Source organism: Hydrophilobacter chitinilyticus (assembly GCF_049860745.1).
GTDB lineage: Bacteria > Pseudomonadota > Gammaproteobacteria > Burkholderiales > Burkholderiaceae_C > Rhodoferax_B.
In genome coordinates, this window is record NZ_CP187561.1 from 5,069,443 (window position 1) to 5,094,382 (window position 24,940).

General features: G+C 57.0%; 22 protein-coding genes. 13 read left to right on the forward strand and 9 right to left on the reverse strand.

Annotation, left to right across the window (positions count from 1 at the left end):
* Positions 1-31: 31 nt before the first annotated feature.
* From leuB to accD, 8 genes are all read left to right on the forward strand, one after another.
* Positions 32-1,120 (forward strand): 3-isopropylmalate dehydrogenase, encoded by a 1,089-nt coding sequence (leuB, locus tag ACPWMG_RS22650; RefSeq protein ID WP_483301759.1) that lies wholly within the window; start codon positions 32-34, stop codon positions 1,118-1,120.
* Positions 1,121-1,297: 177 nt separating this feature from the next.
* Positions 1,298-2,461 (forward strand): aspartate-semialdehyde dehydrogenase, encoded by a 1,164-nt coding sequence (gene asd, locus ACPWMG_RS22655; RefSeq protein WP_483301760.1) that lies wholly within the window; start codon positions 1,298-1,300, stop codon positions 2,459-2,461.
* A 212-nt stretch (positions 2,462-2,673) separates the two neighbouring features.
* A complete protein-coding gene (locus ACPWMG_RS22660; protein ID WP_483301761.1) occupies positions 2,674-5,757 on the forward strand; it encodes a FimV/HubP family polar landmark protein in 3,084 nt (1,027 codons plus the stop codon).
* A gap of 30 nt (positions 5,758-5,787) precedes the next feature.
* Positions 5,788-6,570, forward strand: a complete 783-nt coding sequence (gene truA, locus ACPWMG_RS22665; protein ID WP_483301762.1) for a tRNA pseudouridine(38-40) synthase TruA — start codon at positions 5,788-5,790, stop codon at positions 6,568-6,570.
* Positions 6,567-7,286 (forward strand): phosphoribosylanthranilate isomerase, encoded by a 720-nt coding sequence (locus ACPWMG_RS22670; protein ID WP_483301763.1) that lies wholly within the window; start codon positions 6,567-6,569, stop codon positions 7,284-7,286. The genes truA and ACPWMG_RS22670 overlap by 4 nt, the downstream gene beginning before the upstream one ends.
* Positions 7,264-8,577, forward strand: a complete 1,314-nt coding sequence (gene trpB / locus ACPWMG_RS22675) for a tryptophan synthase subunit beta (protein ID WP_483301764.1) — start codon at positions 7,264-7,266, stop codon at positions 8,575-8,577. Before ACPWMG_RS22670 ends, trpB begins: the two co-directional genes overlap by 23 nt.
* Positions 8,574-9,392, forward strand: coding sequence for a tryptophan synthase subunit alpha (gene trpA, locus ACPWMG_RS22680; protein ID WP_483301765.1), 819 nt, complete (start codon positions 8,574-8,576; stop codon positions 9,390-9,392). Before trpB ends, trpA begins: the two co-directional genes overlap by 4 nt.
* 117 nt (positions 9,393-9,509) lie before the next feature.
* The gene (gene accD / locus ACPWMG_RS22685; protein ID WP_422831041.1) at positions 9,510-10,382 is read left to right on the forward strand and encodes an acetyl-CoA carboxylase, carboxyltransferase subunit beta; all 873 of its coding nucleotides are present in this window, start codon (positions 9,510-9,512) and stop codon (positions 10,380-10,382) included.
* Positions 10,383-10,459: 77 nt separating this feature from the next.
* Here the strand turns inward: accD and ACPWMG_RS22690 are convergent, their stop codons facing one another.
* Positions 10,460-11,014 (reverse strand): YggT family protein, encoded by a 555-nt coding sequence (locus ACPWMG_RS22690; protein ID WP_483301766.1) that lies wholly within the window; start codon positions 11,012-11,014, stop codon positions 10,460-10,462.
* A 61-nt stretch (positions 11,015-11,075) separates the two neighbouring features.
* Here ACPWMG_RS22690 and ACPWMG_RS22695 point away from each other — a divergent pair, with 61 nt between their 5' ends.
* Positions 11,076-11,708 carry an LON peptidase substrate-binding domain-containing protein gene (locus tag ACPWMG_RS22695; protein WP_483301767.1) on the forward strand — a complete coding sequence of 211 codons (633 nt, stop codon included), beginning with the start codon at positions 11,076-11,078 and terminating at the stop codon, positions 11,706-11,708.
* Positions 11,709-11,729: 21 nt separating this feature from the next.
* Positions 11,730-13,682, forward strand: a complete 1,953-nt coding sequence (locus tag ACPWMG_RS22700) for a polysaccharide biosynthesis protein (protein ID WP_483301768.1) — start codon at positions 11,730-11,732, stop codon at positions 13,680-13,682.
* On the opposite strand, the gene ACPWMG_RS22705 is transcribed toward ACPWMG_RS22700, so the two are convergent.
* The 8 genes from ACPWMG_RS22705 to ACPWMG_RS22740 all read right to left on the reverse strand — a co-directional run bounded on the left by ACPWMG_RS22705 (position 13,679) and on the right by ACPWMG_RS22740 (position 21,597).
* Positions 13,679-14,620, reverse strand: coding sequence for a GDP-L-fucose synthase family protein (locus ACPWMG_RS22705; protein WP_483301769.1), 942 nt, complete (start codon positions 14,618-14,620; stop codon positions 13,679-13,681). The genes ACPWMG_RS22700 and ACPWMG_RS22705 overlap by 4 nt on opposite strands.
* 18 nt (positions 14,621-14,638) lie before the next feature.
* Positions 14,639-15,724 carry a GDP-mannose 4,6-dehydratase gene (gene gmd, locus ACPWMG_RS22710; RefSeq protein ID WP_483301770.1) on the reverse strand — a complete coding sequence of 362 codons (1,086 nt, stop codon included), beginning with the start codon at positions 15,722-15,724 and terminating at the stop codon, positions 14,639-14,641.
* Between the two features lie 282 nt (positions 15,725-16,006).
* On the reverse strand, positions 16,007-16,891 hold the full coding sequence (locus ACPWMG_RS22715) for a glycosyltransferase family 2 protein (protein WP_483301771.1): 885 nt from the start codon (positions 16,889-16,891) through the stop codon (positions 16,007-16,009).
* A gap of 6 nt (positions 16,892-16,897) precedes the next feature.
* The gene (locus tag ACPWMG_RS22720) at positions 16,898-17,776 is read right to left on the reverse strand and encodes an alpha-1,2-fucosyltransferase (protein WP_483301772.1); all 879 of its coding nucleotides are present in this window, start codon (positions 17,774-17,776) and stop codon (positions 16,898-16,900) included.
* Positions 17,777-17,796: 20 nt separating this feature from the next.
* Positions 17,797-18,468: a methyltransferase domain-containing protein gene (locus ACPWMG_RS22725; RefSeq protein WP_483301773.1), complete on the reverse strand. Its 672-nt coding sequence runs from the start codon at positions 18,466-18,468 to the stop codon at positions 17,797-17,799.
* A 4-nt stretch (positions 18,469-18,472) separates the two neighbouring features.
* Positions 18,473-19,144 carry an FkbM family methyltransferase gene (locus ACPWMG_RS22730; RefSeq protein ID WP_483301774.1) on the reverse strand — a complete coding sequence of 224 codons (672 nt, stop codon included), beginning with the start codon at positions 19,142-19,144 and terminating at the stop codon, positions 18,473-18,475.
* On the reverse strand, positions 19,141-20,421 hold the full coding sequence (locus ACPWMG_RS22735; RefSeq protein ID WP_483301775.1) for an oligosaccharide flippase family protein: 1,281 nt from the start codon (positions 20,419-20,421) through the stop codon (positions 19,141-19,143). Before ACPWMG_RS22735 ends, ACPWMG_RS22730 begins: the two co-directional genes overlap by 4 nt.
* 48 nt (positions 20,422-20,469) lie before the next feature.
* A complete protein-coding gene (locus ACPWMG_RS22740; RefSeq protein ID WP_483301776.1) occupies positions 20,470-21,597 on the reverse strand; it encodes a glycosyltransferase family 4 protein in 1,128 nt (375 codons plus the stop codon).
* A gap of 79 nt (positions 21,598-21,676) precedes the next feature.
* On the opposite strand from ACPWMG_RS22740, the gene ACPWMG_RS22745 reads away from it, so the two are divergent.
* The 3 genes from ACPWMG_RS22745 to lysS all read left to right on the forward strand — a co-directional run bounded on the left by ACPWMG_RS22745 (position 21,677) and on the right by lysS (position 24,914).
* Positions 21,677-22,675 carry a UDP-glucose 4-epimerase family protein gene (locus ACPWMG_RS22745; RefSeq protein ID WP_483301777.1) on the forward strand — a complete coding sequence of 333 codons (999 nt, stop codon included), beginning with the start codon at positions 21,677-21,679 and terminating at the stop codon, positions 22,673-22,675.
* Positions 22,672-23,232 (forward strand): sugar transferase, encoded by a 561-nt coding sequence (locus ACPWMG_RS22750; protein WP_483301778.1) that lies wholly within the window; start codon positions 22,672-22,674, stop codon positions 23,230-23,232. Before ACPWMG_RS22745 ends, ACPWMG_RS22750 begins: the two co-directional genes overlap by 4 nt.
* Positions 23,233-23,372: 140 nt before the next feature.
* Positions 23,373-24,914, forward strand: a complete 1,542-nt coding sequence (lysS, locus tag ACPWMG_RS22755; protein ID WP_483301779.1) for a lysine--tRNA ligase — start codon at positions 23,373-23,375, stop codon at positions 24,912-24,914.
* Positions 24,915-24,940 lie beyond the last annotated feature (26 nt).

Genomic DNA, 24,940 nt, shown 5'->3' on the forward strand with positions numbered 1-24,940 from the left:
TTCCTTTTTAATAGCAACCATAAACTCAATCATGAAAATTGCAGTCTTGCCGGGTGACGGCATCGGCACCGAAATCGTCGCCGAAGCGGTGCGTGTGCTTAACGTGCTCGACCTGAAGTTCGAGATGGAAACCGCCCTGGTCGGCGGCGTGGCGTACGACGCCCACGGCCACCCCCTGCCCGACGCCACCTTGAAGCTCGCCAAAGAAGCTGACGCCGTGTTGTTCGGCGCCGTGGGCGACTGGAAGTACGACAAGCTGGAACGCCAGTTCCGCCCCGAGCAAGCCATTCTGGGCCTGCGCAAAAACCTCGGCCTGTTTGCCAACTTCCGCCCGGCCATTTGCTACGAGCAATTGGTGGACGCGTCAAGCCTGAAGCCCGAACTCATTTCCGGCCTGGACATCCTGATCATCCGCGAGCTGACCGGCGACATCTACTTCGGCCAACCCCGTGGCCGCCGCACGGCGGTGGACGGGCACTTCCCCGGTGCCGAGGAAGCTTTCGACACCATGCGCTACTCGCGCCCGGAAGTGGAACGCATCGCCCGCGTGGCCTTTGAAGCCGCCCGCAAGCGCAGCAAGCGCGTGACCAGCGTCGACAAGGCCAACGTGCTGGAAACCTTCCAGTTCTGGAAAGACATCGTCACCGAAGTCGGCAAAGAGTACCCTGATGTGGAACTCGACCACATGTACGTCGACAACGCAGCCATGCAGCTCGTCAAGGCGCCGAAGAAGTTCGACGTGGTGGTCACCGGCAACATGTTCGGCGACATCCTCTCGGACGAAGCCGCGATGCTCACCGGTTCCATCGGCATGCTGCCTTCGGCATCGCTCAATTCGAGTAACCAAGGCCTGTATGAACCGAGCCACGGCAGCGCGCCAGACATTGCTGGCAAAGGGGTTGCCAATCCTTTGGCTACAATACTGTCCGCTGCCATGATGCTCCGTTTCTCACTCAACCAAACCGAAGCTGCCGACCGTATCGAGTCTGCAGTGAAGGACGTGCTCGCGTCCGGTTTGCGCACGGCTGACATCTACTCGGCAGGCACCACCAAAGTCGGCACCCGCGAAATGGGTGACGCTGTGGTGGCTGCGATTACCAAAAAGACAACCAAAGGCTGATCCAGCCCGGTTCGTCACGCCCCTCCCGGCTCGACGAGCCGGGCTTCAAAGAAATCCGGCTCGACTACGGTCGGGCTGGAAAGAAATCCGGCTCGATTGGTCGGGGTTCAAAAAAATCCCGGCCCGGGCAGCGGCACAGCCGGATTGAAGTTTTTCATTAATTGAAAGGGTATCGTGATGAAGGTAGGTAATCTTGTAGGTCTGGTCGGATGGCGCGGCATGGTCGGCTCGGTGCTGATCGACCGCATGCAGGCAGAAGGCGACTTCGACCTGATCGAGCCAGTGTTTTTCTCGACGTCCAACGCTGGCGGCAAAGCCCCGGCCCAGGCCAAGAACGAGACCACGCTGCAGGACGCGTTCAACATCGACGCCCTGAAGCGCTGCCACATCATCATCACCGCCCAAGGTGGCGACTACACCTCCGAAGTCTTCCCCAAGCTGCGCGCCGCAGGCTGGACCGGCCACTGGATTGACGCCGCCTCCACGCTGCGCATGAAGGACGACGCCATCATCGTGCTCGACCCGGTGAACCTGCCCGTCATCCAAACCGCACTGTCCAAAGGCGGCAAGAACTGGATTGGCGGCAACTGCACCGTGAGCTGCATGCTGATGGGCGTGGGCGCACTCTACAAGGCTGGTCTGGTGGAGTGGATGACCTCCATGACCTACCAAGCCGCATCCGGCGGCGGCGCACAACACATGCGCGAACTGCTGACGCAATTCGGCACGCTGAACGCCGAAGTGCGCAGCCTGCTGGACGACCCCAAGTCCGCCATTCTGGAAATCGACCGCAAGCTGCTGGCCAAGCAACAATCGCTGTCGGCCGCTGAAACCGCCAACTTCGGCGTGCCGCTGGGCGGCAGCCTGATCCCCTGGATCGACAAGGATCTGGGTATCGGCAAGAGCCAGGACGACGCCGAATGGGGCATGTCGAAAGAAGAATGGAAGGGCGGCGCCGAAACCAATAAGATCCTGGGCCAAGGCGCAGCTTTTGGCACGGCCTCTACGCCAGTCGACGGTTTCTGCGTGCGTGTGGGCGCCATGCGTTGCCACAGCCAAGCGCTGACTTTCAAGCTGAAGAAGAACGTGCCTGTGGCCGACATCGAAGCCATGCTGGCCGCCGACAACGCCTGGGTGAAGGTGGTGCCAAACACGCGTGAAGCCACCGTGAAGGAACTGACCCCCGTGGCCGTGACCGGCACGCTGGGCATTCCCGTCGGCCGCGTGCGCAAACTGGCCATGGGCCCAGAGTATGTTGGAGCCTTCACCATTGGTGACCAACTGCTGTGGGGCGCGGCCGAACCGCTGCGCCGTATGCTGCGCATTCTGCTGGACGCATAATCGGCGCCGTAGTCACTTAGATAGCCCGATCTTTACAACGACCGACTACCATGTCGGTCGTTGTCGTTTGGCAACAAGTGTCATGATGTAACAGGTCAGAAACGACCTCGCAGAAGTTATAACCTGCCTTAGCTTGTCACCGTAAGACATTGATGCTATGGTAATTTTTTCGTTTTAGTGTCTTGGCACCTGCCCGAATAATGAATCCAAAAATGCCAGTCGACCCAGTCCCCGCCAGCCCTGGTTTGATGGCATCTTTGTCTGGATGGAAAGCCACAGCCGTTGCCCTGGCAGCCGCAGCCGCATTGAGCTTTCCGGCCATTGACGCCCACGCCCTGGTGCTGGGCCGTCTGAACGTGCTCTCCGCCCTCGGCGAACCGCTGCAGGCCGAAATCGATGTTCCGCAGCTCAGCAACGAAGAAGCCGACTCGCTGCGCACCGAACTCGCCTCACCCGAAGCCTTTCGCGCCGCTGGCCTGGAATACAACAGCGCGCTGATCGGCATGCAGCTCACCCTGCAGCGCCGCCCCGGCAATCGCGCGGTCATCCGTGTGACCAGCAACCGCCCGGTCAACGACCCGTTTGTCGACCTGATCTTGCAGCTCACCTGGTCGTCCGGCCGCGTGGTGCGTGATTACACGGTGTTGCTCGACCCGCCGGCCATGCGCCAGAACAACCCGGCCGCCAACAACACTCCGGCCCAGGTGCCCGCACCTGCAACCACGTCCGCGCCGACGCCAGCTGCTGTGCCGGCTCCTCGCCCGGCACCTGCGCCAAGTATCCAGGCCACAGCCCCTGCGGCACCGCGCGCTGTCGAGGCGCCACGCCCTCCCGCGCCTGCGCCACGACCTGCCCCAGCACCGGCCCCCGCCCGCGCACAGCCCCCTGCTGCCGCGCCCGTCGCGCCAGCCACCGCCACAGGCGAGCCTTCTGGCAAACAAGTCACCGTCAAGCCGGGCGACACCGCCAGCCGCATCGCCGCCGCCAACAAGCCCGCTAGCGTGTCGCTCGACCAGATGCTGGTGGCCCTGCTGCGCAGCAACCCCGATGCATTCGTGCAGAACAACGTGAACCGGATGAAAGCCGGTTCAGTGCTGGAAGTGCCCAGCGCCAGCCAGGCCGCCGCTACGCCGCCCGCAGAAGCTTCGCAAATCATCACCGCACAAGCGCGCGATTTCGACTCCTTCCGCCGCGCGTTGGCAGGCAATGCGCCGTCCGTGCGCACCGCCGAAGCCAGCCGCAGCGCCAGCGGCCGTGTGCAAACGCAGGTTGATGAAAAGAAGCCCAGCACCACCGCGCCCGACAAACTCACCTTGTCCAAAGGCGGCATCCAAGGCCAGGTTTCCGAAGAACAAATCGCCCGCGAGAAGGCCGCCCGTGACGCCGCTGACCGCGTCGCCGAGCTGTCCAAGAACATCAGCGAGCTGAACAAGCTCGGCGCAGCCAGCACGGCTGCAGCACCAGCAGCCTCTGCCCCAGCCCCCGCACCAGCTCCGACGCCTGCCGCCAGTGCACCAGCCGGTGCAGACGTGCCCGCCGCCACTGCCTCCGCTCCGGCAGAAGCCGCCACCAGCGCAGGTACAGGCACGACACCAGCCGTCACCGCATCAGCGCCAGAAGCCCCGGCCCCCGCGCCTGTGGCCTCTGCGCCTGCAGCGCCGACTGTCGCCGCGGCACCAGCCCCCGCGCCAACCGAAGAATCCAGCTGGCTCGACACCCTGACCGAAAACCCGATGTTGCCGGCCGCTGGCGCAGGCCTGTTGGCCCTTTTGGCTGCCCTCGGCATCTATCGTTCGCGCGAGCGCAAAAAGGCCGCCCAGCTCGACAGCAGCTTCCTGGAAAGCAAGATGTCGGGCGACTCGTTCTTTGGCTCCAGCGGTGGTCAGCAAGTCGACACCAGCGCCGAAGAGGGCGAAGGCCCTGCCTCCTCACTCTCGTACTCACCCAGCCAGCTTGATGCGGCAGGCGACGTTGATCCCGTGGCCGAAGCCGACGTTTACCTGGCCTATGGCCGCGACCTGCAAGCCGAAGAAATCTTGCGCGAAGCCCTGCGCAACAACCCCGAGCGCATTGCCATCCACGCCAAGCTGCTCGACATCTACGCCAAACGCCGCGACGTTTCTTCCTACGCAGCGCAAGCGCTTGTGGCCCGCGACCTGACGCAACGGGAAGGTAGTGGCCAAGGCCATGAGTGGACCCGAATCGCCGAAATCGGCCGCCAGCTCGACCCAGCCAATCCGCTGTACCGCCCTGAGAGCAATGCCTCCGGCGCGGCGTCAGACGCCACAGCGCACATTCCGCTGAATTTCCCGGTGCCCACAGAAGCCGCGCCGCTGGCCGCTGGTTCGCTACAGGCGGATGCGCAGCCCGACACGATGGCATCGCTAGCCAACGACTCGAACGCGCTTGATTTCGACCTCGATCTGGCGCTCGACCTGGATCTGGACAAAAACTCCCAAGCCGCCGCATTGGCCGCAGAAGAGCCAGAGCCCGTGATCTCGCTTGACCTTGGCGAACCACGCGTCGAGCGCACCGTTGACATCCCACTGCTGCCAGAAGACAAACCGACCGCCGCCTCCGACGAAGCAGCCCCCACGGTGTTGGCATTTGGCGACGACGATCTGCTGGCCACACCGCCCACGCCCGCACCCGGCCTGCCTGAGGTCGATTTCGATCTGGGCGAGCCAGACGACCTGCCAGTGCCAGCGTCAACACCTGCGCCAACAACGCCGGCCCAGCCTGTGCCGCCCGCACCCGATTACAACAACGCTGCGCTGACCGTTCCTGCAGCCCTTGAACCCGCCAGCCCCGCGCCTGAAGCTTCCCCATTGGACTTTGACCTGAATCTCGACATCGACCTCTCGCCCGCAAGCGATGTCCCGCCACCCGCCCCTTCAGCCGATCTGGACGACGACGAACTCCCCGAACTCGATGCCGCGCAGCAACGCCCTGCGCAAGATTCCGACATGATCGAGTTCGACCTGGGTTCGTTGTCGCTCGACCTGGGGGACTCCACGCCCGCTAGCGCACCCGCAGCACCGGCGTCGGCGGCATCTGCGGCAGAAACCAAACCCAGCTTGGCACCAGCCGCTGAGGCGCCAACGGCCACCGAAGCCGCAGCAGCCGAAGAAGAACTCGACATCAACGACCCGCTGGCCACCAAGCTGGCGCTGGCCGAAGAGTTCCACTCCATCGGCGACGAAGACGGCGCCAAAGCGCTGGCCGAAGAAGTGCTGGAAGAAGCCACGGGCAGCCTGCGCGCCAAAGCCGAGCGCTTCCTCGCCGGCATGGCCTAAGGGCTTTCGCCCTTCTGCAGAGAAGCAGCCATGCGTTGGGCATTGGGCGTGAGCTACAACGGGCAGGCCTATGAGGGCTGGCAAAGCCAGCTCTCGGGCCGCACCATCCAAGACAAACTCGAAGGCGCGTTGGGCAAATTCACCCAGCAGCGCGTATCCACGTTATGCGCCGGCCGAACCGACGCGGGCGTGCACGGCCTCATGCAGGTGGTGCATTTCGACACCGACCTGCAGCGCCCTGAGAGCGCCTGGGTGCGCGGCACCAACGCCTTTTTACCGCACGACATTTCCGTGCAATGGGCACGCGCCGTGCCCGACCGCTTCCACGCCCGCGCCAGCGCTATTGGCCGGCGCTATGTTTATTCGCTGCTCGAATCACCGGTGCGCCCGGCGGTAGAGGCCGGCCGCGTGGGCTGGGTGTTCCGCCCGCTCGACGAGGCCGCCATGCGGGCCGCCGCGCAGCACCTGGTGGGCGAACACGACTTCACCTCGTTCCGCGCTTCGGCCTGCCAGTCGCTCACGCCTGTGAAGGACTTGCGCCGCATCGACATCAGCCGGCGCGGCGCGTACTGGCGTTTCGAGTTTGAGGCCAACGCGTTTTTGCACCACATGATCCGCAACCTCATGGGCAGCCTGCTGGCCGTGGGCCAAGGCGCGCAGTCGCCCGAGTGGATGGCCGAGGTGCTGGCCGCGCGCAGCCGCGATGCCGCAGCACCCACGTTCTCGGCCGCTGGCTTGTATTTCCTGGGCCCAATCTACGAAGACCATTGGGGCCTACCAACCCACACGGCTGCGTATGATTGGTTGCCATGAACCCTGCCTCTATTCCTGAGCCGCGCACCCGCATCAAAATCTGCGGCTTGACCCGCGAAGAAGACGTTGACGCCGTAGTGGCCGCCGGGGCGGATGCGGTGGGCTTTGTGTTGTATCCGCACAGCGCGCGTTACATCACGGCACAACGCGCTGGCGAACTGGCGCGGCGCCTGCCGCCGTTCATCACACCGGTGCTGCTGTTCGTCAACGAATCCGCTACCAATATCGCAGCTGCTTGCGCAGCTGTACCGGGCGCACTGCTGCAATTTCATGGCGATGAATCGGCCGCCGATTGCGCCCGCATCGCAGCCGAAGTGCAACGCCCCTACATCCGTGCGGCCCGTATCCCGCTGGATGGTGCGGCCGACTTCGACTTGGTAGAATTTGCCTCTCACTACACAACTGCCCAAGCCATCCTGCTCGACGCCCACGTTGACGGTTTTGGTGGTGGCGGAAAAACATTCAATTGGTCACGTCTTCCTCCAAGCGTCAACTCTCACCTCGTCTTAAGTGGTGGACTCACGCCTGCAAACGTGACCGATGGCATTTTGCAAGTACGGCCACGCGGGCTATCGCTGGCCGTTGATATCAGCTCTGGCGTCGAGATCTCCAAGGGGATCAAGAGCGCCGACAAGATCCATCAATTTGTTGCCGCCGTTCGGACGGCCGACAAGCAACTTGCGCAAAATCGCCATGTCCAGTTACCCACAACCTGAATACCAGCAGCCCGATGCGTCGGGCCACTTCGGCATCTACGGCGGCAGTTTTGTCTCTGAAACGCTGACCCACGCCATCGACGAACTCCGCGAGGCCTACGCCCACTACCAGCACGACGCGGCCTTTCTGGCCGAGTTCCGCTCGGAGTTGGCGCACTTCGTGGGCCGCCCGTCGCCGGTTTACCACGCGGCGCGTACCAGCCGTGAGCTCGGCGGCGCGCAAATCTTCCTGAAGCGCGAAGACCTGAACCACACCGGCGCGCACAAGGTCAACAACACCATCGGCCAAGCGCTGCTGGCCAAACGCATGGGCAAACCACGCGTCATTGCCGAAACCGGCGCAGGCCAGCACGGCGTGGCCACGGCCACCATCTGCGCCCGCTACGGCCTGGAATGTGTGGTCTACATGGGCAGCGAAGACGTCAAACGCCAAAGCCCCAACGTCTATCGCATGAAGCTGCTGGGCGCCACGGTGGTGCCGGTGGAGTCGGGCAGCAAAACGCTGAAAGACGCGCTGAACGAAGCCATGCGCGACTGGGTGGCCAACGTGGACAACACGTTCTACATCATCGGCACCGTGGCCGGCCCACACCCCTACCCCACCATGGTGCGCGACTTCCAGAGCGTGATCGGCGAAGAGTGCCTGGTGCAAATGCCTGAAATGCTGGCCTCAGCCGGTTGTGTCTCGGCCCAGCCTGACGCCATCGTCGCCTGCGTGGGCGGCGGCAGCAACGCCATGGGCATCTTCTACCCCTACATCGGCCACGCGGCCTCGCGCCTGATCGGCGTGGAAGCCGCTGGCGAAGGGCTGGAGAGCGGCAAACATTCGGCCTCGCTGCAACGCGGCACGCCGGGTGTGTTGCACGGCAACCGCACCTACCTGCTGCAAGACGACAACGGCCAAGTCACCGAAACCCACAGCATCAGCGCTGGCCTGGATTACCCCGGCGTGGGCCCCGAGCACGCCTACCTAAAGGACATCGGCCGGGCCGAATACGTGGGCATTACCGACGTTGAGGCACTGGAAGCGTTTCACCACCTGTGCCGCACCGAGGGCATCATCCCCGCGCTGGAATCGAGCCACGCGTTTGCCTACGCCATGAAGTTGGCGCCCACCATGCGCCCAGACCAGTCGATTCTGGTCAACCTCTCCGGCCGTGGCGACAAGGACATTGGCACCGTGGCCGATTTGTCGGGTGCAGACTTTTACGATCGCCCGTCGATGCGTGGTCTGGCCGTCAAGGGCTCCGCTGCCGCTGCAACCAACGCTAACGCAAAGGACGCAGCATGAGCCGCACCAGCAGAATCACCCAAACCTTCGCGCAACTGAAGGATCAAGGCCGCAAGGCGCTGATCCCCTACGTCACCGCCGGCTTTCCGTTTGCCGACATTACGCCCGACCTGATGCACGGCATGGTGGCCGCAGGTGCCGACGTGATCGAACTCGGCGTGCCTTTCAGCGACCCCATGGCCGACGGCCCGGTCATCCAGAAAGCTGGCGACAAAGCTTTGTCTTTCGGCATTGGCATGGTGCAGGTGCTCGACATGGTGCGCAGCTTCCGCAAGCAGAACAGCCACACGCCCGTGGTGCTGATGGGCTACGCCAACCCGGTGGAGCGCTACGACCAGAAACACGGCGCCGACGCCTTCATCCGCGATGCGGCCGAAGCTGGTGTGGACGGCGTGCTAGTGGTCGACTACCCGCCGGAAGAATGCGCCGAGTTCGCCGAAAAGCTCAAGGCCCATGGCATCGACCTGATCTTCCTGCTGGCCCCGACATCGACCGCCGTGCGCATGCAGCAGGTGGCCGATGTGGCAAGTGGCTACGTTTACTACGTGTCGCTCAAAGGCGTAACCGGCGCCGGTACGCTCGATACCGCCGCCGTGGAAGCCATGTTGCCGCGCATCCGCGAGCACGTGAGCATCCCGGTGGGCGTGGGTTTTGGCATTCGCGATGCGCAAACCGCCGTGGCCATCAGCCGCGTAGCGGACGCCGTGGTCATTGGCAGCAAGATCATTCAGTTGATAGAAGACCAGCCTAAAGAGCAGGTCATTCCCGTGGCGGAAACCTTCCTAAAAGGCATCCGATCGGCGCTTGATGCATAACAAAGCATAATTCAGCCTCTTTTTTGTCAACTCCATGGGCCTTATCGCCCCTGGAGCAGCGCCCCCAGAACCTGTAGGACAGGCCTGCGGGCGCCGTATTCGCGAGGAACCAGAACCATGTCTTGGCTCGAAAAACTACTGCCTTCGAAAATTCAGCACACCGACCCAGCCGAGCGCCGCACCATGCCGGAAGGCTTGTGGACCAAGTGCCCCAGCTGCGAAACCGTGCTTTACAAGACCGATCTGGAACACAACCAGAACGTTTGCCCCAGCTGCGGCCACCATCTGCGCATTGGCGCGCGTGCTCGCCTGGACGCGTTCCTGGACAACGAAGGCCGCTTTGAAATCGGCCAGGAAGTCGTGCCGGTCGACCCGCTGAAGTTCAAGGACAGCCGGAAGTACCCCGAGCGCATCAAAGAAGCCATGGAGTCCACTGGCGAGACCGACGCACTGATCTGCATGGGCGGCTCGGTACACGGCATCAACGTGATCGTGGCCTGCTTCGAGTTTGAATTCATGGGTGGCAGCATGGGCAGCGTGGTCGGCGAGCGTTTTGTGCGCGCCGTACACACCGCCATCGAGCAAAAAGTACCGTTCATTTGCTTCACCGCCACCGGTGGCGCGCGCATGCAAGAAGGCCTGCTGTCGCTGATGCAAATGGCCAAAACCAACGCTTCGTTGACGCGCTTGGCCAAAAAGGGACTGCCTTACATCAGCGTGCTGACCGACCCGACCATGGGCGGCGTGAGCGCCGGCTTTGCGTTTGTGGGTGACGTGGTGATCGCCGAACCCAAAGCCTTGATCGGTTTTGCCGGCCCGCGCGTGATCGAATCCACCGTACGCGTGACGCTGCCCGAAGGCTTTCAACGTGCCGAGTTCCTGCAAACCAAGGGTGCGGTCGACCTGATCTGCAACCGCAAGGATCTGCGCAAAACCATCGCCAGCACCCTGGCGATGCTGCAGCGCCAGCCGGCGGACGCGGTCGAATAAGCTTCGCTGCGCAAAACAAAAGGGCTAGCACCGTGAGGCGCCAGCCCTTTTTACATTAAGAGCCAGAAGGCAATGAACTAGAAGCCAGTAAATACCGAGCTCATCACGTGGCCCAGCACAATCGTCAGCACCTGCAGCACCACCAGCAGCGCCAGCGGCGATAGGTCCACACCGCCCACCAGCGGAATGATCTTGCGAAACGGCCGCAGCGGCGGCTCGCACAGCCGATCGACAATATCGGCCATCGGCGAGCGGGCTTGCATCCACGACAAGATGGCGTACATGATCAGCAGACCGGTCAAGCCGTAAATCGCCATCCCCACCAGGCTCAACAGCGCCAGCAGCGGCAAAACCACGAACGCGCTGCCCGCGCCCACAAACAGCCACAGCACCAAGTGCTGCGCCAGCTTCAGCAAAAAGGCGCCCACCAGCCCGGCCACGTCCCAGCGCCCAATGGAAGGAATCACCCGGCGCAGCGGCAGCACCAGCCAGTCGGACAGCGCGAAAACCAGATTACCAATCGGGTTACGGAACGGGATCCGCTGGTATTGCATGTAGACCCGTAACAGGCAGGCGCTGGCCAACAGCCCCGTCACGACTTCGAGCAAAAAAGAGAAGATTTGATAAAGCATGGAGGCGTCGGATAAAGGTCATGGGATGATACCGACTGTCGTCAAACCCCTAACACTTTCAGTGCAGCCAGATTCGCCTCCGTCTCCATCGACCACACCGCTCTTCCCCCTGGGCACGGTGCTGTTCCCCGGTGGACGGCTGCCACTGCAGATTTTTGAAGTCCGTTACCTGGACATGGTGCGCAAGTGCCATGCGTCTAACCAACCGTTTGGCGTGGTCACACTGTCGCAAGGGTCCGAGGTCATCCGCGCGGGGCAGGCCGAAGAAACCTTCCACCCCATAGGCACGCTGGCACAGATCACCCGGCTGGAAACCCCACGCCCGGGCCTGATACTGATTGAATGCACCGGCCTGCAACGCTTTCGCCACCAAAATGCGCGTCGTTTGCCACACGGCCTTTGGGTCAGTGAGTTCGCATTCGTCCCCGACGATGCCCCAGTACCCGTGCCAGAAGACCTGCAAAAGGTGGCGACCACCCTGCTCAAAGTACTGGAGCAAGTCGCGCAACAGCCAGACGCTCCACCGCCCTTCGACCCGATTCGAACCGATGATTGCGGCTGGCTCGCCAATCGATGGTGCGAGTTGCTGCCATTGCCCCCCGACACCAAACATGGATTGATGGCGCTGGACAATCCCTTGGTGCGGCTGGAACTGGTAGCCGACTTGTTAACGCAGTACCGTTTGTTGGATTAGATGAACTTCCCCACTTTCACTGTGCCCGACCTGACCCTTCACCCAATCCTGGCTTGGCCCCGCTCCGTGAAGCGGTTAGTGGTTGTGGCGATAGACGTTGCCTTGTCATTGATAGCGATGTGGCTGGCCTTCACGCTACGGCTCGATACGCTGCATTGGCCTAACGCGGACCAGCGGTTCGTCTATGCCTTGGCCCCATTATTGTCGGTGCCCATCTTCACGCGATTTGGCCTGTACCGCGCGATTTTTCGCTACACCGGCTTGGCCGCACTTACCACCATTGCAAAGGCTGTCGCCGTCTATAGCTTGGTCTTATTGTGTGTGTTGTGGTGGATGCAAAACATGCAGTTAGAGGAGATTCCACGTAGCATGGGCGTACTGCAGCCGCTCATCTTTTTATTTTTAATTGCCGGCAGTCGAACGCTGGCACGCAATTGGCTGGCGAGCATGACCAACCAGACCAGTCGTTCCGCAGTACGCCTGTTGATTTACGGCGCTGGTACGGCAGGCGTGCAAACGGCCGCCGCCTTGGGCAGTGCCAAGCAACAATACCAATTGCTTGGGTTCATTGATGATGACCCTGCCAAAGTCGGCCGCAGCGTCAACGGTATTCGGGTGCATTCACCGGAACAGGTACCAGCGTTGGTCACGCGCCAAAACGTAACCGACATTTTGCTGGCCCTGCCAAGCGCGACACGCGAGCGACGCTATCAAATCATCCAAGCCCTAGACACTTTGCCAGTTCATGTCAGAACTCTACCCGGGCTCTCCGACTTAGCCAGCGGCCGTGTCACGGTGAAAGACATTCGGGAATTAGAAATTGAAGATCTTCTAGGTCGCGAGCCAGTTCCACCAGACCCACTACTTCTTGCGCGGAACCTCAAGAGAAAAATTGTCTTGGTGACTGGCGCTGGCGGAAGCATTGGCAGCGAACTGTGTCGCCAAATTATTCGCCAGCAACCGGATCAATTGCTGCTGCTCGATCACAACGAATTTGGGCTCTACAACATTCATAGGGAGCTTGAAGCGTTAGTCGTGCAGCTCGGCGTAGAAGTGACACTGACTCCACTGCTCGCCAGCGTGGGCCACACGTCACGCTTGCGCAAGATATTTGAAACCTACCGACCGCAAACCGTCTACCACGCAGCAGCGTACAAACACGTACCAATGGTCGAATCAAATCCAGTTGAAGCAGTTTCCAACAATGTGGTTGGAACCCTCAATTTGGTGCGCGCTTCCCAGGCCCACGGCACAGCTCACTTTGTGCTGATTTCAACGGACAAAGCTGTTCGTCCAACCAATGTCATGGGCGCAAGCAAACGCGTAGCAGAACTCATACTGCAAGCCGCAGCTCAAGCAGCCGATGCAAACGGAACGGCCGTTCCAAACACATGCTTTGCCATGGTTCGCTTTGGCAACGTGCTGGGATCCAGTGGAAGCGTCGTACCGCTGTTCAGAGAGCAGCTTGCGGCAGGCGGCCCCATCACCGTCACCCACCCCGAAGTCACCCGGTACTTCATGACCATTCCAGAAGCTGCTCAACTGGTTTTGCAAGCTGGTGCCATGGCCAAAGGCGGCGACGTTTTCGTGCTGGATATGGGAGAGCCGGTGAAAATCATTGAGCTAGCCCGCCGCATCGTCACACTCGCGGGCCTAACTGTGCGTGATGCAGCCAACCCAGCAGGAGACATCAGCATCACCCTCAGCGGGTTACGCCCAGGCGAAAAACTCTACGAGGAACTGTTGACCGGCGACAACCCCTTACCCACAGAGCATCCACGCATCATGCGTGCACATGAAGCATTTTTTTCATGGTCAGAGCTGATGCAGAAATTGGACGAACTACGCCAGGCGGCAGAATCTGAAGACATCCAATCGGTTAAGAATATATTCAGCGCCTTGGTCACAGGCTATCAGAGCCCAAATCCCACACACGAAGAATGCAAGCTCGCCGATCACCCGGCTCCTCGCTAATTACGCTCGCCGGCATTCGCTAGAAACGCTTGGTAGGTGTGAGTTAAGCCTGCTTCCAAGCTTGTGACGGCGGTCCAGCCCAGGCGTTTCATAACGCTAACGTCGAGCAGTTTCTGAGGCGTGCCATCTGGTTTGCTCGCATCAAAAACCAGTTGCCCCGTCCAGCCAACGGTTCGCATCACCATCTGCGCAAGCTCTTCAATCGAAAGATCCGAGCCGACGCCGATATTGAAGAGGCCGCCCGTCACGTCTTCCCTCTCCATCAGAAAGAGGCATGCACTCGCCATATCATCGACGTGCAAAAACTCCCGTCGCGGCCGACCACTCCCCCATAGCTGGAGAGTCATTTCTCCGCGTACTTTTGCTTCATGGGCTTTACGTAGCAGGGCCGGCAACACGTGGCTTGTTGCAAGATCGTAGTTATCGTTTGGACCATATAGATTGGTCGGCATGGCGCTGATGTATTGCCGACCATATTGCTGGTTGTAGCTCTCACACAATTTGATCCCGGCGATCTTGGCGATGGCATACGGCTCATTGGTGGGCTCCAGCGGCCCTGACAAAAGGTAAGACTCTCGAATCGGCTGCGGGCAGTCTCGAGGATAGATACAGCTTGAGCCTAAAAACAATAATCGGGATACATCCGCGCAATGTGCAGCGTGAATCACATTGGCCTCGATCATCAGGTTCTGATAAATGAAGTCCGCGCGAGCCACGTTGTTGGCGTGTATTCCCCCCACCTTGGCCGCCGCCAGAAAGATGTAGTCTGGCCGCTCGCGTTGCATGAAATCTTGCACCGCGGCTTGGTCCAGCAAATCCAGTTCGGCATGCGTCCGCAGCACTAGGTTGCGGTAGCCTTCTTCTGTGAGCTTTCGCACCAATGCCGATCCCACCATGCCGCGGTGGCCGGCTACATAAATCTTTGAGTTTTTGTCCATAGGCCCGTGCGCCTGACGTCATTCGTGATAGTCGTAAGCTGAAAAACCGTGCTTCTTGACCAGCTCATCCCGTTGCGCACTCTTCAAATCTTCGCGCACCATTTCAGCAACCAGCTCGTCGAAACGAACACGTGGAGTCCAACCCAGTTTCTCGCGCGCTTTGGTCGGATCTCCCAGCAACGAGTCCACTTCAGTTGGGCGGAAATAGCGTGGATCGACCTGCACCACAACACGACCATCGGGCGCGCGAGCCACCTCATCAACGCCTTGGCCCGACCACTCGAGCACTAGCCCAAGCTCGTTTGCAGCAGCCGACACGAAATCACGCACACTGTGCTGAACACCCGTCGCAATCACAAAGTCCTCAGCAGTTGACTGCTGCAACATCAGCCACTGCATTTCCACGTAGTCTTTGGCATGTCCCCAGTCACGCTTGGCATCCAGGTTTCCAAGAAAAAGACAGTCCTGCAAGCCAAGATAGATACGCGCAATCGCACGGGTAATCTTGCGCGTGACAAAAGTTTCACCGCGCAACGGACTCTCGTGGTTGAACAGAATGCCGTTGCAGGCATACATCCCATATGCCTCCCGATAGTTCACCGTCATCCAGTAGGCATACAGCTTGGCTACCGCATAAGGGCTACGAGGATAAAACGGCGTACTCTCGCGCTGAGGCACCTCTTGCACCAAGCCATAAAGCTCTGACGTACTGGCTTGGTAAAATCGCGTTTTGCGCTCAAGGCCCAGAAGCCGGATGGCCTCCAAAATACGCAACGCACCCAACCCATCCACATTGCCGGTGTACTCAGGGGTCTCAAAACTCACCGCGACATGGCTCATAGCAGCCAGGTTGTAAATCTCGTCCGGCTGCACCTGCTGGATGATGCGGATCAGGTTCGTGCTGTCTGATAGATCGCCATAATGCAGCACCATTTGACGGTCTGATACATGAGGATCTTGGTAGAGGTGGTCAATTCTGTCGGTGTTGAAGAGAGATGCACGGCGTTTGATGCCGTGCACTGCATACCCCTTCGCTAACAGGAATTCAGCGAGGTAGGCACCGTCTTGGCCGGTAATGCCTGTGATAAGGGCTACTTTTTGCATGTATAGATGTCTAGAAGGACTCCGATCATAGGCCCCCTTCGAAGATGCTCAAGAAATATAGCGGCAAATACGGAAAAGAGTCCTGCACCAAAGGAACAACTCTCGCATTGCTATAAACGAGGAATAGCCAACCCGTAACAGTCCGCCGCAAACTGAAGATCCACGCACCTAGGGCGGGCAGAGGCAGCCATCAAATACGCCTACAAAATGCTTCAGCGCCCCCTAGAGACCGTCACTAATGCGGCACTGGGTTGCCAACCCGGATTCTGGGTGTCCATTTATTCAGGACGGCTCCTTGCGGACAATTGCCAAGACTTCCGTCCAACGCTTCGACATGGCGCAATCATCGGCAAGCATTTTTCTCCGTCGAACTCCGCAGACGTCAACAACAATTTTCAGAACAAAGCCGACTGTCGCAAGCCCAAAGTCAAGCCATCTTTCCAAGCGAAGAAAGTATTGACGTTGAAATGAATAAGTAGCACGACGAGTCAACAATCGTTTCCGCAAATCTACTGCAACCGGTAGCCTATATGCCAACAGAATTTTATCTACAGTGCGAAACTTACTTTCGGAATAGCTTCGCAATAACAACTCCTGATCCTCACAACAGAATGGACCCGGGATAGCATACCGATGGCGACGAAACCATTCTGTTCGCCCCATCCAAGTTGGATGAGGAAAGTGAAATCCTCTCCATGGCCGAGAACAGATAGCTGAATGCTCAATGGCACTCGGAAAAAAATCAACAAATTGATTTTCAGAGTTAATGGTGATAACACGTGCAGCCACGAGATCGAGTGCAGGATCTTGTGTCAACGTCGCAAGCTGCGATGCAAATCGATCCGGGAATGAAACATCATCTGCATCCATTCTCGCAAAATAAATACCCCTCGCCAAATCTAGAGCTTGATTCAATCTAGTGGAAATTCCTTTGTTTTCGTTATACTGAAAAAAATAAATTCTCTCATCAGAGATATCTAAAATGGACTCCAATCCACCATCGCTTGAACCATCGTCAATTACAAAAAGTTCCCAATCCTTGAAGCTCTGAGCAATGATGGACAGTACCGCCAAGCGCAGGTAAGGGCGAGCATTAAAAACAGGAATAACCACGGAAATCAAAGGGCGAGATTGCTCCATATTTTCCAAAGGTAAATTGATCTTCACTGAGAGTTAGCAGGCAACCCAGCCATCAGGAAAAAGATCCGGCACCTTTTGAGAATTAGCAAACCACTTCATAGGCGCAATAACTTTCCGATGAGGACTTTTATTCAACCATGCGCCCCACCAACTGAACGTGCTATTGGCAATAACATGATGCTGGCACAGACTCATTAACTGCATATCCTTAAAGCTACCACTGGCAAAATTGTCATTAACATAATGACAGGGATATTTCATTTTAATATTATCAAAAGCCCAGTCTGGATCATCGGAGAAGATAAAAAAAATAGGTTCACTCAAATCTTCTACTATGTTCTCAACTGCCATATTGTAATATGCCAACGTAGAAGATCCATGTTTACTCTGGGCTTTTGAATTTTCAACATAGTCACCCCGTCGCACATGAAGACTGATTGATTCGCTATTTAAAATAAGATTTTTTGTTTTTTCGAAAATCGGATCTGAGTGTTTCAAAAACGTGAAATCACTGCGTATTACATCTTCGTAATCTTTGAAATAACGCCAAGATTGCCAATATCCTGAAAGATAGCAACTTCTGTTGATCATTTCAAAATCAGGACAATAATTAAAATCTTCCTCCAGCACAAAAGAGCGTCGCCTGAAAATAGATGCCATCGGCTTTGACACAATACGCTGGACATTCAAGTTTCGCTGCCAACCCAAAAGCTCTCTACATTCAGCCTCACTAGCAACATTCACCTGACAGTCAAATACATTACTCAATTCAAAACCTTGATGAATCTTATATTTACCAAAGCTCGAAAGATCCACCAGATGTCTCATCCCCAGCCGCAAAGACAAAGATCGACCAGCTGCATACTGGAACATCTGATTGCCCAAACCGCCTATTATTTTAGAAATAATCATTGAATATAGGTATCGAATATTTAAAAATTCGTCTTATTTAAAGCTCCCGACAAAAACCATCTTATTAAATTTTTTGATCTAACAAGATGAATATCTGGCACAAGCCTAGAGAAACCATCAACCGCTTCGCAGCGCAATGGTTTTTTAAATTCAAAACCCTCAAAGAAAAGCTCTTTATTAGCGGCACACAAGTCATCCCAACCGCTCTCCAGAGTTTTAACGAAAATTGAATTAATTTCAGAAAATTCCGAGATAGACGAATTAGTCTTTTTCATATATCTCAAACAGTTGTCATCTTCACTTTTTTTTATAAAATTAAGATGCACGGAAAAATTATATAAATATTCATATGTCACAAGGGGATACTCCAAATATCCGACCCCACCTGATACTCGATTAATTTCGGAAATAAAACTCTCAACATCCTCAACGTGCTCAATCACGTGCGAGCAAATTACATAATCAAATTCATTATCCTTGAACGGGAAATGTCCTCCCTCATAGTAAAAAATATCCCTCCCTTGAAGTTTTGGCTTATCAAGCACACCTCCACGCTGAGCAACTGATAAAGCTTCATTTTCAAACTTCAATTCGAGAAAAACATTACTCCGAACATAAGGCGATGCACCAGGTCCAATTTCGAGGACTTTGTCGCTTCGTTTGATCGATACTATTTTCTCTGAAAAAAACATAAAATTATTTCAACCTCCAACTTTCCCAAACAAATTTATAGTTCCACTCCTCAACATGGGTCAATGCCAAATCTTTGCGTATGGCATTTCTTTTGCGCTCTGCATCATCAATGAAATTATGAAACTGGATCTGCACATTACCCACAACCCCAATCAAGCCAGAACCAATCAAAGCAGGAAGTACATCAAACTCACCTCCCTCAATATTGATTTTCATCAAATCAATTTTCTTGATATTAGATTGCCTAATAAAATCAAGGATTGAAGTCAAAAAAACCAGTTCTTTTTTATTTTCCATTTTTGAAAAATGCGTACTTGAGGCATTTTCAGAAACATCTATCTCAACAGACTCATTAGAGTTTGACAAACCAAAATTAAAACACTGAATTGCACCATTTTCCTTGAATCTTTTTTGGCACTCTTCATAATAAGCTCGCACAGGCTCGAACAAATAAACTCGGCAAGCGTATTTCTCATGTATCGCAGCAGCATAATCACCTTGATACCCACCGATATCGAAAACAACGCTATTCGTATCTAAGTCGTAGTTCAGTCTTAGCGTTTGATCGCCCTTGTCCTTGAACCAACGTTGCGCTTCAAGCAACTGAGGATCCCTTAACACATGCCGTGCGTAAGCTGTCTTAGCTTTTCTTTTGAGTACATTCAATATTTTCATCTGGGCGCTCTAAATTTCAAACCAAGCCACTCCAAGCTCCATGCGAATCCGGTCAAATTAATTACAACCCAACCCAGAGCAGCACCTTTTACTCCGAATTGTGAAATAAAAAATGGCATAGTTAAAATCGAAAAAATAAACGAAAATAAATTAACTTTAAGAATTTTTTCAGTTTTGCCGCGGCTTAACCAATTAACATATCCAACATTATAAAATGCATTCAAAATTGTGCCTATCAGCGATATTTTCAAAATTTCATAAATAATACCCACAGCCTCTGGCTGTTTTAACCAAAAAAAGAGCAACCATTCGCCTGCAATAACAAATATCATTCCGCACGCAAAAACCACTGCAAAGATCATTTTTGCCAAATGAAAATTTAGACGATAAAGAGCTAACGGATCGTGTGCCGTTTTAATCGCTTGAGGCAGTACGGCCTGGGTTAATGGGTTGATCAGTTGCATTGATCCCACCGCTAAAGTCGCCGCAATGGTGTAATAGCCAAATTGCTCAATACTGACCGCGCGGCTCAGTAGAATTCGATCCATTTGCACCGTCAAAGCACCCAACAAGGTTGCGCCCGTCATCCCAGCAGCCGTGGACCATATTTTTCTAAAATCAACAAAACTCCAGGTCAACTGGCTACGTTTGGTTTCCACGATACGCCATGCCATCCATGCCCGGCCTAGCGTTTCCGCTAACGCAATGACAATCTGCCACACGAGAAAAGCCCCAAGCGTCGGCCAGATCAGAACGACGAAAACCCCGCCAGCGTGGCGCAGCAGTGCGAAAACAAATAGGTTGGCATTCAATGCCACTTGCGATTCAGAGCCCACCAGAAAGCTGCGGTAGATCGACCCCGGAAACTGCGCCGCAAAAATAAAAGCGGCTCCACTAACAGCCACGACACCAGATGACAAAGGTAACCCATCCAGATTCAACCAATGTTCCGCTATAAATCGCGAAGCTAGCCATGTGCCTAATCCGACGGATAAAGAAAATAACCAATAAACTCGCTCAAAGCTAAATAGCAATTTGGCCGACTTTTTCTTGCCCTCGAAGCTCGTATCAAATCGCGTCGCAAAGTCCCGCACCAACGCTTGGCTGATGCCTGCATCAATCAAGCCCAGCACCACCTGCAGAGTCGCCACAAAGCCGATCAATCCATATTGCTTGGAGCCCAGTTGGGCCAGATACCAAGGCAATGCCAAAATCGGTGCGAGGATCATGGCACCAGCCCCCAGATAGTTGGCGATGATGTTTCGACTCCAACTCATGGACTCAGCCCCATCCGTTGTTCTTGAAGGGTATCTCCATTCACGGGATTAACCATGCGAGACGAGTTGTTGATATTGCACCAACGTCAATTGCTGGATCTGCTGGTTAGAAAACGTATTCAGCGCACGCAGGCGTCCTGCGCCCCCCATTCGCACACGTTGCGGCTCATCGATGATGAGTTTTTGCAAAGCGTCTGCCAGCGCGTGGGCATCGCGTACGGGAACCAGTAAGCCAGAAACCCCTTCCTGAACAGCATGCCGGCACCCCGTGGTATCCGTACTCACCGCCGCGAGCCCGCTGGCCATGGCCTCAAGCAAGAACTTTGGCAAACCTTCGCGATAAGACGGCAAGCAGGCGATATGGCAGTTTCTCAGCAGCGCAGCCATATCCTCTCGATGGCCTAACCATTCGACGGCACCTTCGGATTGCCAAGCCTGCAGCTCAGCGGTGGTAAATGAAGAGGGGTTGCCAGGATCGGGTGCCCCTACCAACCAAAATTTAGCTGCTACACCGCGCTGTTTCAGGAGTGCCGCTGCTTCAACATATTCCTTCACACCTTTGTCCTTAAGCATCCGGGCCGCCATCACCACAACAGGCGGGCCGGCGGGTGCCAGCGTTGGGTGGAAACGCGTCGTGTCCACTCCGGCACCTTGAATCAACACGGCATCTGCAGATCGAACCGTACCGTTGGAGACGGTGGTCTGTAAATCTTCGTCATTTTCAAACACCACTTTACTGCCACGCGGATTGAGCAAGCCCTTGAGCAGCACACGCACAACCGGACGCAGCAACGTGGCCTTGAAGTGGCGGGAGGTGAATAGATAACCCATCCCGACAGGCGCATTCACGATTCCGCGAATGCCGAGGAACCGAGCAACTAGGCTGCCGTAAATGATGGGCTTGAGAGCCACGTGGTGCACCAGTTCAGGTCGCTCGCGCCGGTACGTGGACCACACTTGGCGCAACACCCGCCCTTCCTTCCATAAGTTGGTACTGCTGCGCTCCATCTCTAGCGGCAACAACCGGAATCCGGCTTCACGGATAAGGTGCCCATGCCGGCTCTCTCGTGTCAGCACCAAAACTTCAAAGCCCTCGGCTTGTGCAGCCTTGGCTCGGTCCATGAAGTGGGAGCAAAAGAACCAGTCTTCGGAGATCAGATAAAGCAATTTCGCCATTCAATGCCTAACAGCAGTCCTTGCTTTCTACAATCAAGTCCAAAGTTCACAGAGTTTAGATGAAAGAACATTGCTCCCGGTGTTGATTCCTATCTGCCCGCCCAAAAACCCTCCCGTATGCCTGGTGACGGGTGCCAGCGGTTTCGTCGGCAGTGCCTTGCTTCGAACCCTGCAGGCTCACCCATGGGCACCGGTTGCTGTACGACGCACTGCGCGTGCGAATGAAGTCAAATCTTCCCCCTTCGCTCTGCCAGATTTCATTGCAGCAAATGGCATCGATGTGAGCACCGACTGGACCCAGGCGCTTGAGCAAGTTGCATGTGTGATCCATCTGGCCGCACGTGTGCATGTGATGGCAGACGCCAGCGCCGATCCGTTCATCGCATTTAGAGCCGCCAACGTGGGCGGGACTCTTCACCTCGCACGTCAGGCCGCTGCGGCTGGAGTCCGTCGATTTGTTTTCATCAGCTCCGTCAAGGTCAACGGTGAGCGCTCTACGGTGGGCCATGCTTTACGCGAAATTGAGCCTCCTTGCCCTCAAGATCCCTATGCCATCAGCAAACACGAAGCAGAGCAAGGTTTGCGGCAGATCGCGGCTGAAACGGGCATGGAGGTCGTGATCATTCGCCCTCCTCTGGTTTACGGCCCCGGTGTAAAGGCCAACTTTGCAGCGTTGATGGGGATGATTGCGAAAGGTGTCCCGCTGCCGCTGGGCTCACTAGGCAATCTGCGCAGTTTGGTGGCAGTAGACAACCTTGTGGACTTGATCATCACTTGCCTCACCCACCCGGCAGCCGCTCACGAGACGTTTTTCGTTAGCGACGGAGAGGATCTGTCCACCACCGACTTGGTGCGCCGGTTGGGGATCGCATTAAATCGCCCTGCTCGCTTAGTCCCGGTGCCTGCCAGGTGGCTGATGGCAGGTGCGCGCTTGGTTGGCAGGCGCGCTGCCGCCGAAAGGCTATGTGGCAACCTGCAGGTCGATATTTCCAAGGCTAAGTCGTTGCTAGGCTGGGCGCCGCCCGTGTCCGTAGAGGAAGGCCTGCGCCGTGCTGCCGTTGAATTCCTATCTACATGAAACGCTTCCTTGATTTTCTGTTGGCTGCTTTGGCCGGGATCGCGCTGGCGCTCCCTGTCGCGATCGTCGCCATCGCCGTCAAACTCACCTCCCCCGGCCCCGCCCTCTACTGGTCAGACCGCGTAGGCCGCCACAATCGCATTTTCCGCATGCCCAAGTTCCGCAGCATGCGCACCGACACGCCCGAGGTCGCCACGCACCTGCTGGCCAAGCCGGAGAGCTTTCTCACGCCGATTGGCGGTTTCCTCCGCAAGAGCAGCCTGGACGAGTTGCCGCAGCTTTGGAGCATTCTGGTGGGCGACATGAGTTTTGTGGGGCCGCGCCCTGCGTTGTTCAACCAGCACGATTTGATTACCTTGCGCACCGAGCGCGGCGTGCATACGTTGCTGCCGGGGCTCACCGGCTGGGCGCAGATCAACGGGCGTGACGATGTGCCGATCCCGCAAAAGGTGGAAATGGACGCCTACTACCTGGCGCACCAAAGCCTGTGGCTGGACATCCGCATCCTATGGCGTACCTTCTTCAAAGTGCTGCGCCGCGACGGCATCACACACTAGCCAAGCGCGCGCAAGACACTAGATTTCCGTCCGCAGCCACCTACCCGCTGCGGAAAACTTAAAATGGCGGGTTTCCGCGCCTGGCTCCTTCGGGCGCTGGCATAGCGAGCTTCAAAAGCCAACACCAAAATTCCAAAGATATGTCCGATCAAACCATCAACCCTGCCGCCCCCGCCCCGCAAGACGAGAACAAGCTGATCGCCGAACGCCGCGAAAAACTCAAGGCGATTCGCCAACGGCAGGCCGAAGGGCAAGGGGTGGCGTTTCCGAACGACTTCAAACCGGCCGACCGTGCCGCGCAGTTGCACGCAACCCACGCCGAGCAAACCGCCGAAGAGTTGGTGGCTGCGGGCACCACGGCGTCGGTGGCCGGCCGCATGATGCTCAAGCGCGTGATGGGCAAGGCCAGCTTTGCGTCGCTGCAAGACAGCACTGGCCGCATCCAGATCTACGTGTCGCGCGACGACGTGGGTGAAGAGACCTACGCTCTGTTCAAGCACTGGGACTTGGGCGACATCGTGGCCGCTGAAGGCCGCATGTTCCGCACCAAGACGGGCGAACTGTCGATCCACGCTACCAGCGTACGCCTGTTGACCAAGAGCCTGCGCCCCCTACCCGACAAGTTCCACGGCATGGCCGACCAGGAGCAAAAGTATCGCCAGCGTTATGTCGACTTGATCACCGACGAGTCGGCACGCCAACGCTTTGCCGCCCGCAGCAAGGCTGTGAGCGCGCTGCGCGAGTTCATGGTGGGCAACGGCTTTCTGGAAGTTGAGACGCCGATGCTGCACCCCATTCCTGGCGGTGCCAACGCCAAGCCGTTCAAGACGCACCACAACGCGCTCGACCAGGAAATGTTCCTGCGCATTGCGCCCGAGTTGTACTTGAAGCGGCTGATCGTGGGCGGCTTTGAGCGCGTGTTTGAAATCAACCGCAGCTACCGCAATGAAGGCATCTCGGTGCGCCACAACCCCGAGTTCACCATGATGGAGTTCTACGCGGCCTACTGGAATTACCAGGACCTGATGAACTTCACCGAAACGCTGATCCGCGACGCCGCACAAAAGGCCACCGGTTCGCTGCAACTCACCTATGCCGACAAGCCAGTCGATCTGAGCCAGCCGTTCGAGCGCCTGACGATTGTCGAAGCCATCGTCAAGTACACCGACGCCGGCGACAACGTGACCAACGCCGAGTGGCTGACCAACGCGCTGAAGAAGCTGGGCTTGAACGAAGCCAAGAACAAGCTGTCGACGCGCAGCCTGGCCAGCCTGCAGGTCCTGTACTTTGAAGAAACCGTCGAAGAAAAGCTCTGGCAGCCCACCTTCATCATGGAACACCCCACCGAAATCTCGCCACTGGCGCGCGCCAACGACAGCCGCCCTGAAGTGACTGAGCGTTTTGAGCTGTACATCACCGGCCGCGAATTCGGCAACGGCTTCTCGGAGCTGAACGACGCCGAAGACCAAGCCGCGCGCTTCAATGCGCAGGTGGAAGCCAAGGACAGCGGCGACGACGAAGCCATGTTCTACGACCACGACTTTGTGCGCGCGCTGGAATACGGCATGCCCCCCACCGGCGGCTGCGGCATCGGCATTGACCGCCTGATGATGTTGCTGACCGACAGCCCCAGCATCCGCGACGTGATTCTGTTCCCCGCGCTGCGCCGCGAAGTACAGTAACTGTTGACCGCTTAAAACCATGAACA

What these genes read in the sequence shown, in the direction of transcription:
- leuB (WP_483301759.1), top strand. Translation starts at nt 32, where the DNA reads ATGAAAATTGCAGTCTTGCCGGGTGACGGCATCGGCACCGAAATCGTC.
- asd (WP_483301760.1), top strand. Translation starts at nt 1,298, where the DNA reads ATGAAGGTAGGTAATCTTGTAGGTCTGGTCGGATGGCGCGGCATGGTC.
- ACPWMG_RS22660 (WP_483301761.1), top strand. Translation starts at nt 2,674, where the DNA reads ATGCCAGTCGACCCAGTCCCCGCCAGCCCTGGTTTGATGGCATCTTTG.
- truA (WP_483301762.1), top strand. Translation starts at nt 5,788, where the DNA reads ATGCGTTGGGCATTGGGCGTGAGCTACAACGGGCAGGCCTATGAGGGC.
- ACPWMG_RS22670 (WP_483301763.1), top strand. Translation starts at nt 6,567, where the DNA reads ATGAACCCTGCCTCTATTCCTGAGCCGCGCACCCGCATCAAAATCTGC.
- trpB (WP_483301764.1), top strand. Translation starts at nt 7,264, where the DNA reads ATGTCCAGTTACCCACAACCTGAATACCAGCAGCCCGATGCGTCGGGC.
- trpA (WP_483301765.1), top strand. Translation starts at nt 8,574, where the DNA reads ATGAGCCGCACCAGCAGAATCACCCAAACCTTCGCGCAACTGAAGGAT.
- accD (WP_422831041.1), top strand. Translation starts at nt 9,510, where the DNA reads ATGTCTTGGCTCGAAAAACTACTGCCTTCGAAAATTCAGCACACCGAC.
- ACPWMG_RS22690 (WP_483301766.1), bottom strand. Translation starts at nt 11,014, where the DNA reads ATGCTTTATCAAATCTTCTCTTTTTTGCTCGAAGTCGTGACGGGGCTG.
- ACPWMG_RS22705 (WP_483301769.1), bottom strand. Translation starts at nt 14,620, where the DNA reads ATGGACAAAAACTCAAAGATTTATGTAGCCGGCCACCGCGGCATGGTG.
- gmd (WP_483301770.1), bottom strand. Translation starts at nt 15,724, where the DNA reads ATGCAAAAAGTAGCCCTTATCACAGGCATTACCGGCCAAGACGGTGCC.
- ACPWMG_RS22720 (WP_483301772.1), bottom strand. Translation starts at nt 17,776, where the DNA reads ATGATTATTTCTAAAATAATAGGCGGTTTGGGCAATCAGATGTTCCAG.
- ACPWMG_RS22725 (WP_483301773.1), bottom strand. Translation starts at nt 18,468, where the DNA reads ATGTTTTTTTCAGAGAAAATAGTATCGATCAAACGAAGCGACAAAGTC.
- ACPWMG_RS22730 (WP_483301774.1), bottom strand. Translation starts at nt 19,144, where the DNA reads ATGAAAATATTGAATGTACTCAAAAGAAAAGCTAAGACAGCTTACGCA.
- ACPWMG_RS22735 (WP_483301775.1), bottom strand. Translation starts at nt 20,421, where the DNA reads ATGAGTTGGAGTCGAAACATCATCGCCAACTATCTGGGGGCTGGTGCC.
- ACPWMG_RS22740 (WP_483301776.1), bottom strand. Translation starts at nt 21,597, where the DNA reads ATGGCGAAATTGCTTTATCTGATCTCCGAAGACTGGTTCTTTTGCTCC.
- ACPWMG_RS22750 (WP_483301778.1), top strand. Translation starts at nt 22,672, where the DNA reads ATGAAACGCTTCCTTGATTTTCTGTTGGCTGCTTTGGCCGGGATCGCG.
- lysS (WP_483301779.1), top strand. Translation starts at nt 23,373, where the DNA reads ATGTCCGATCAAACCATCAACCCTGCCGCCCCCGCCCCGCAAGACGAG.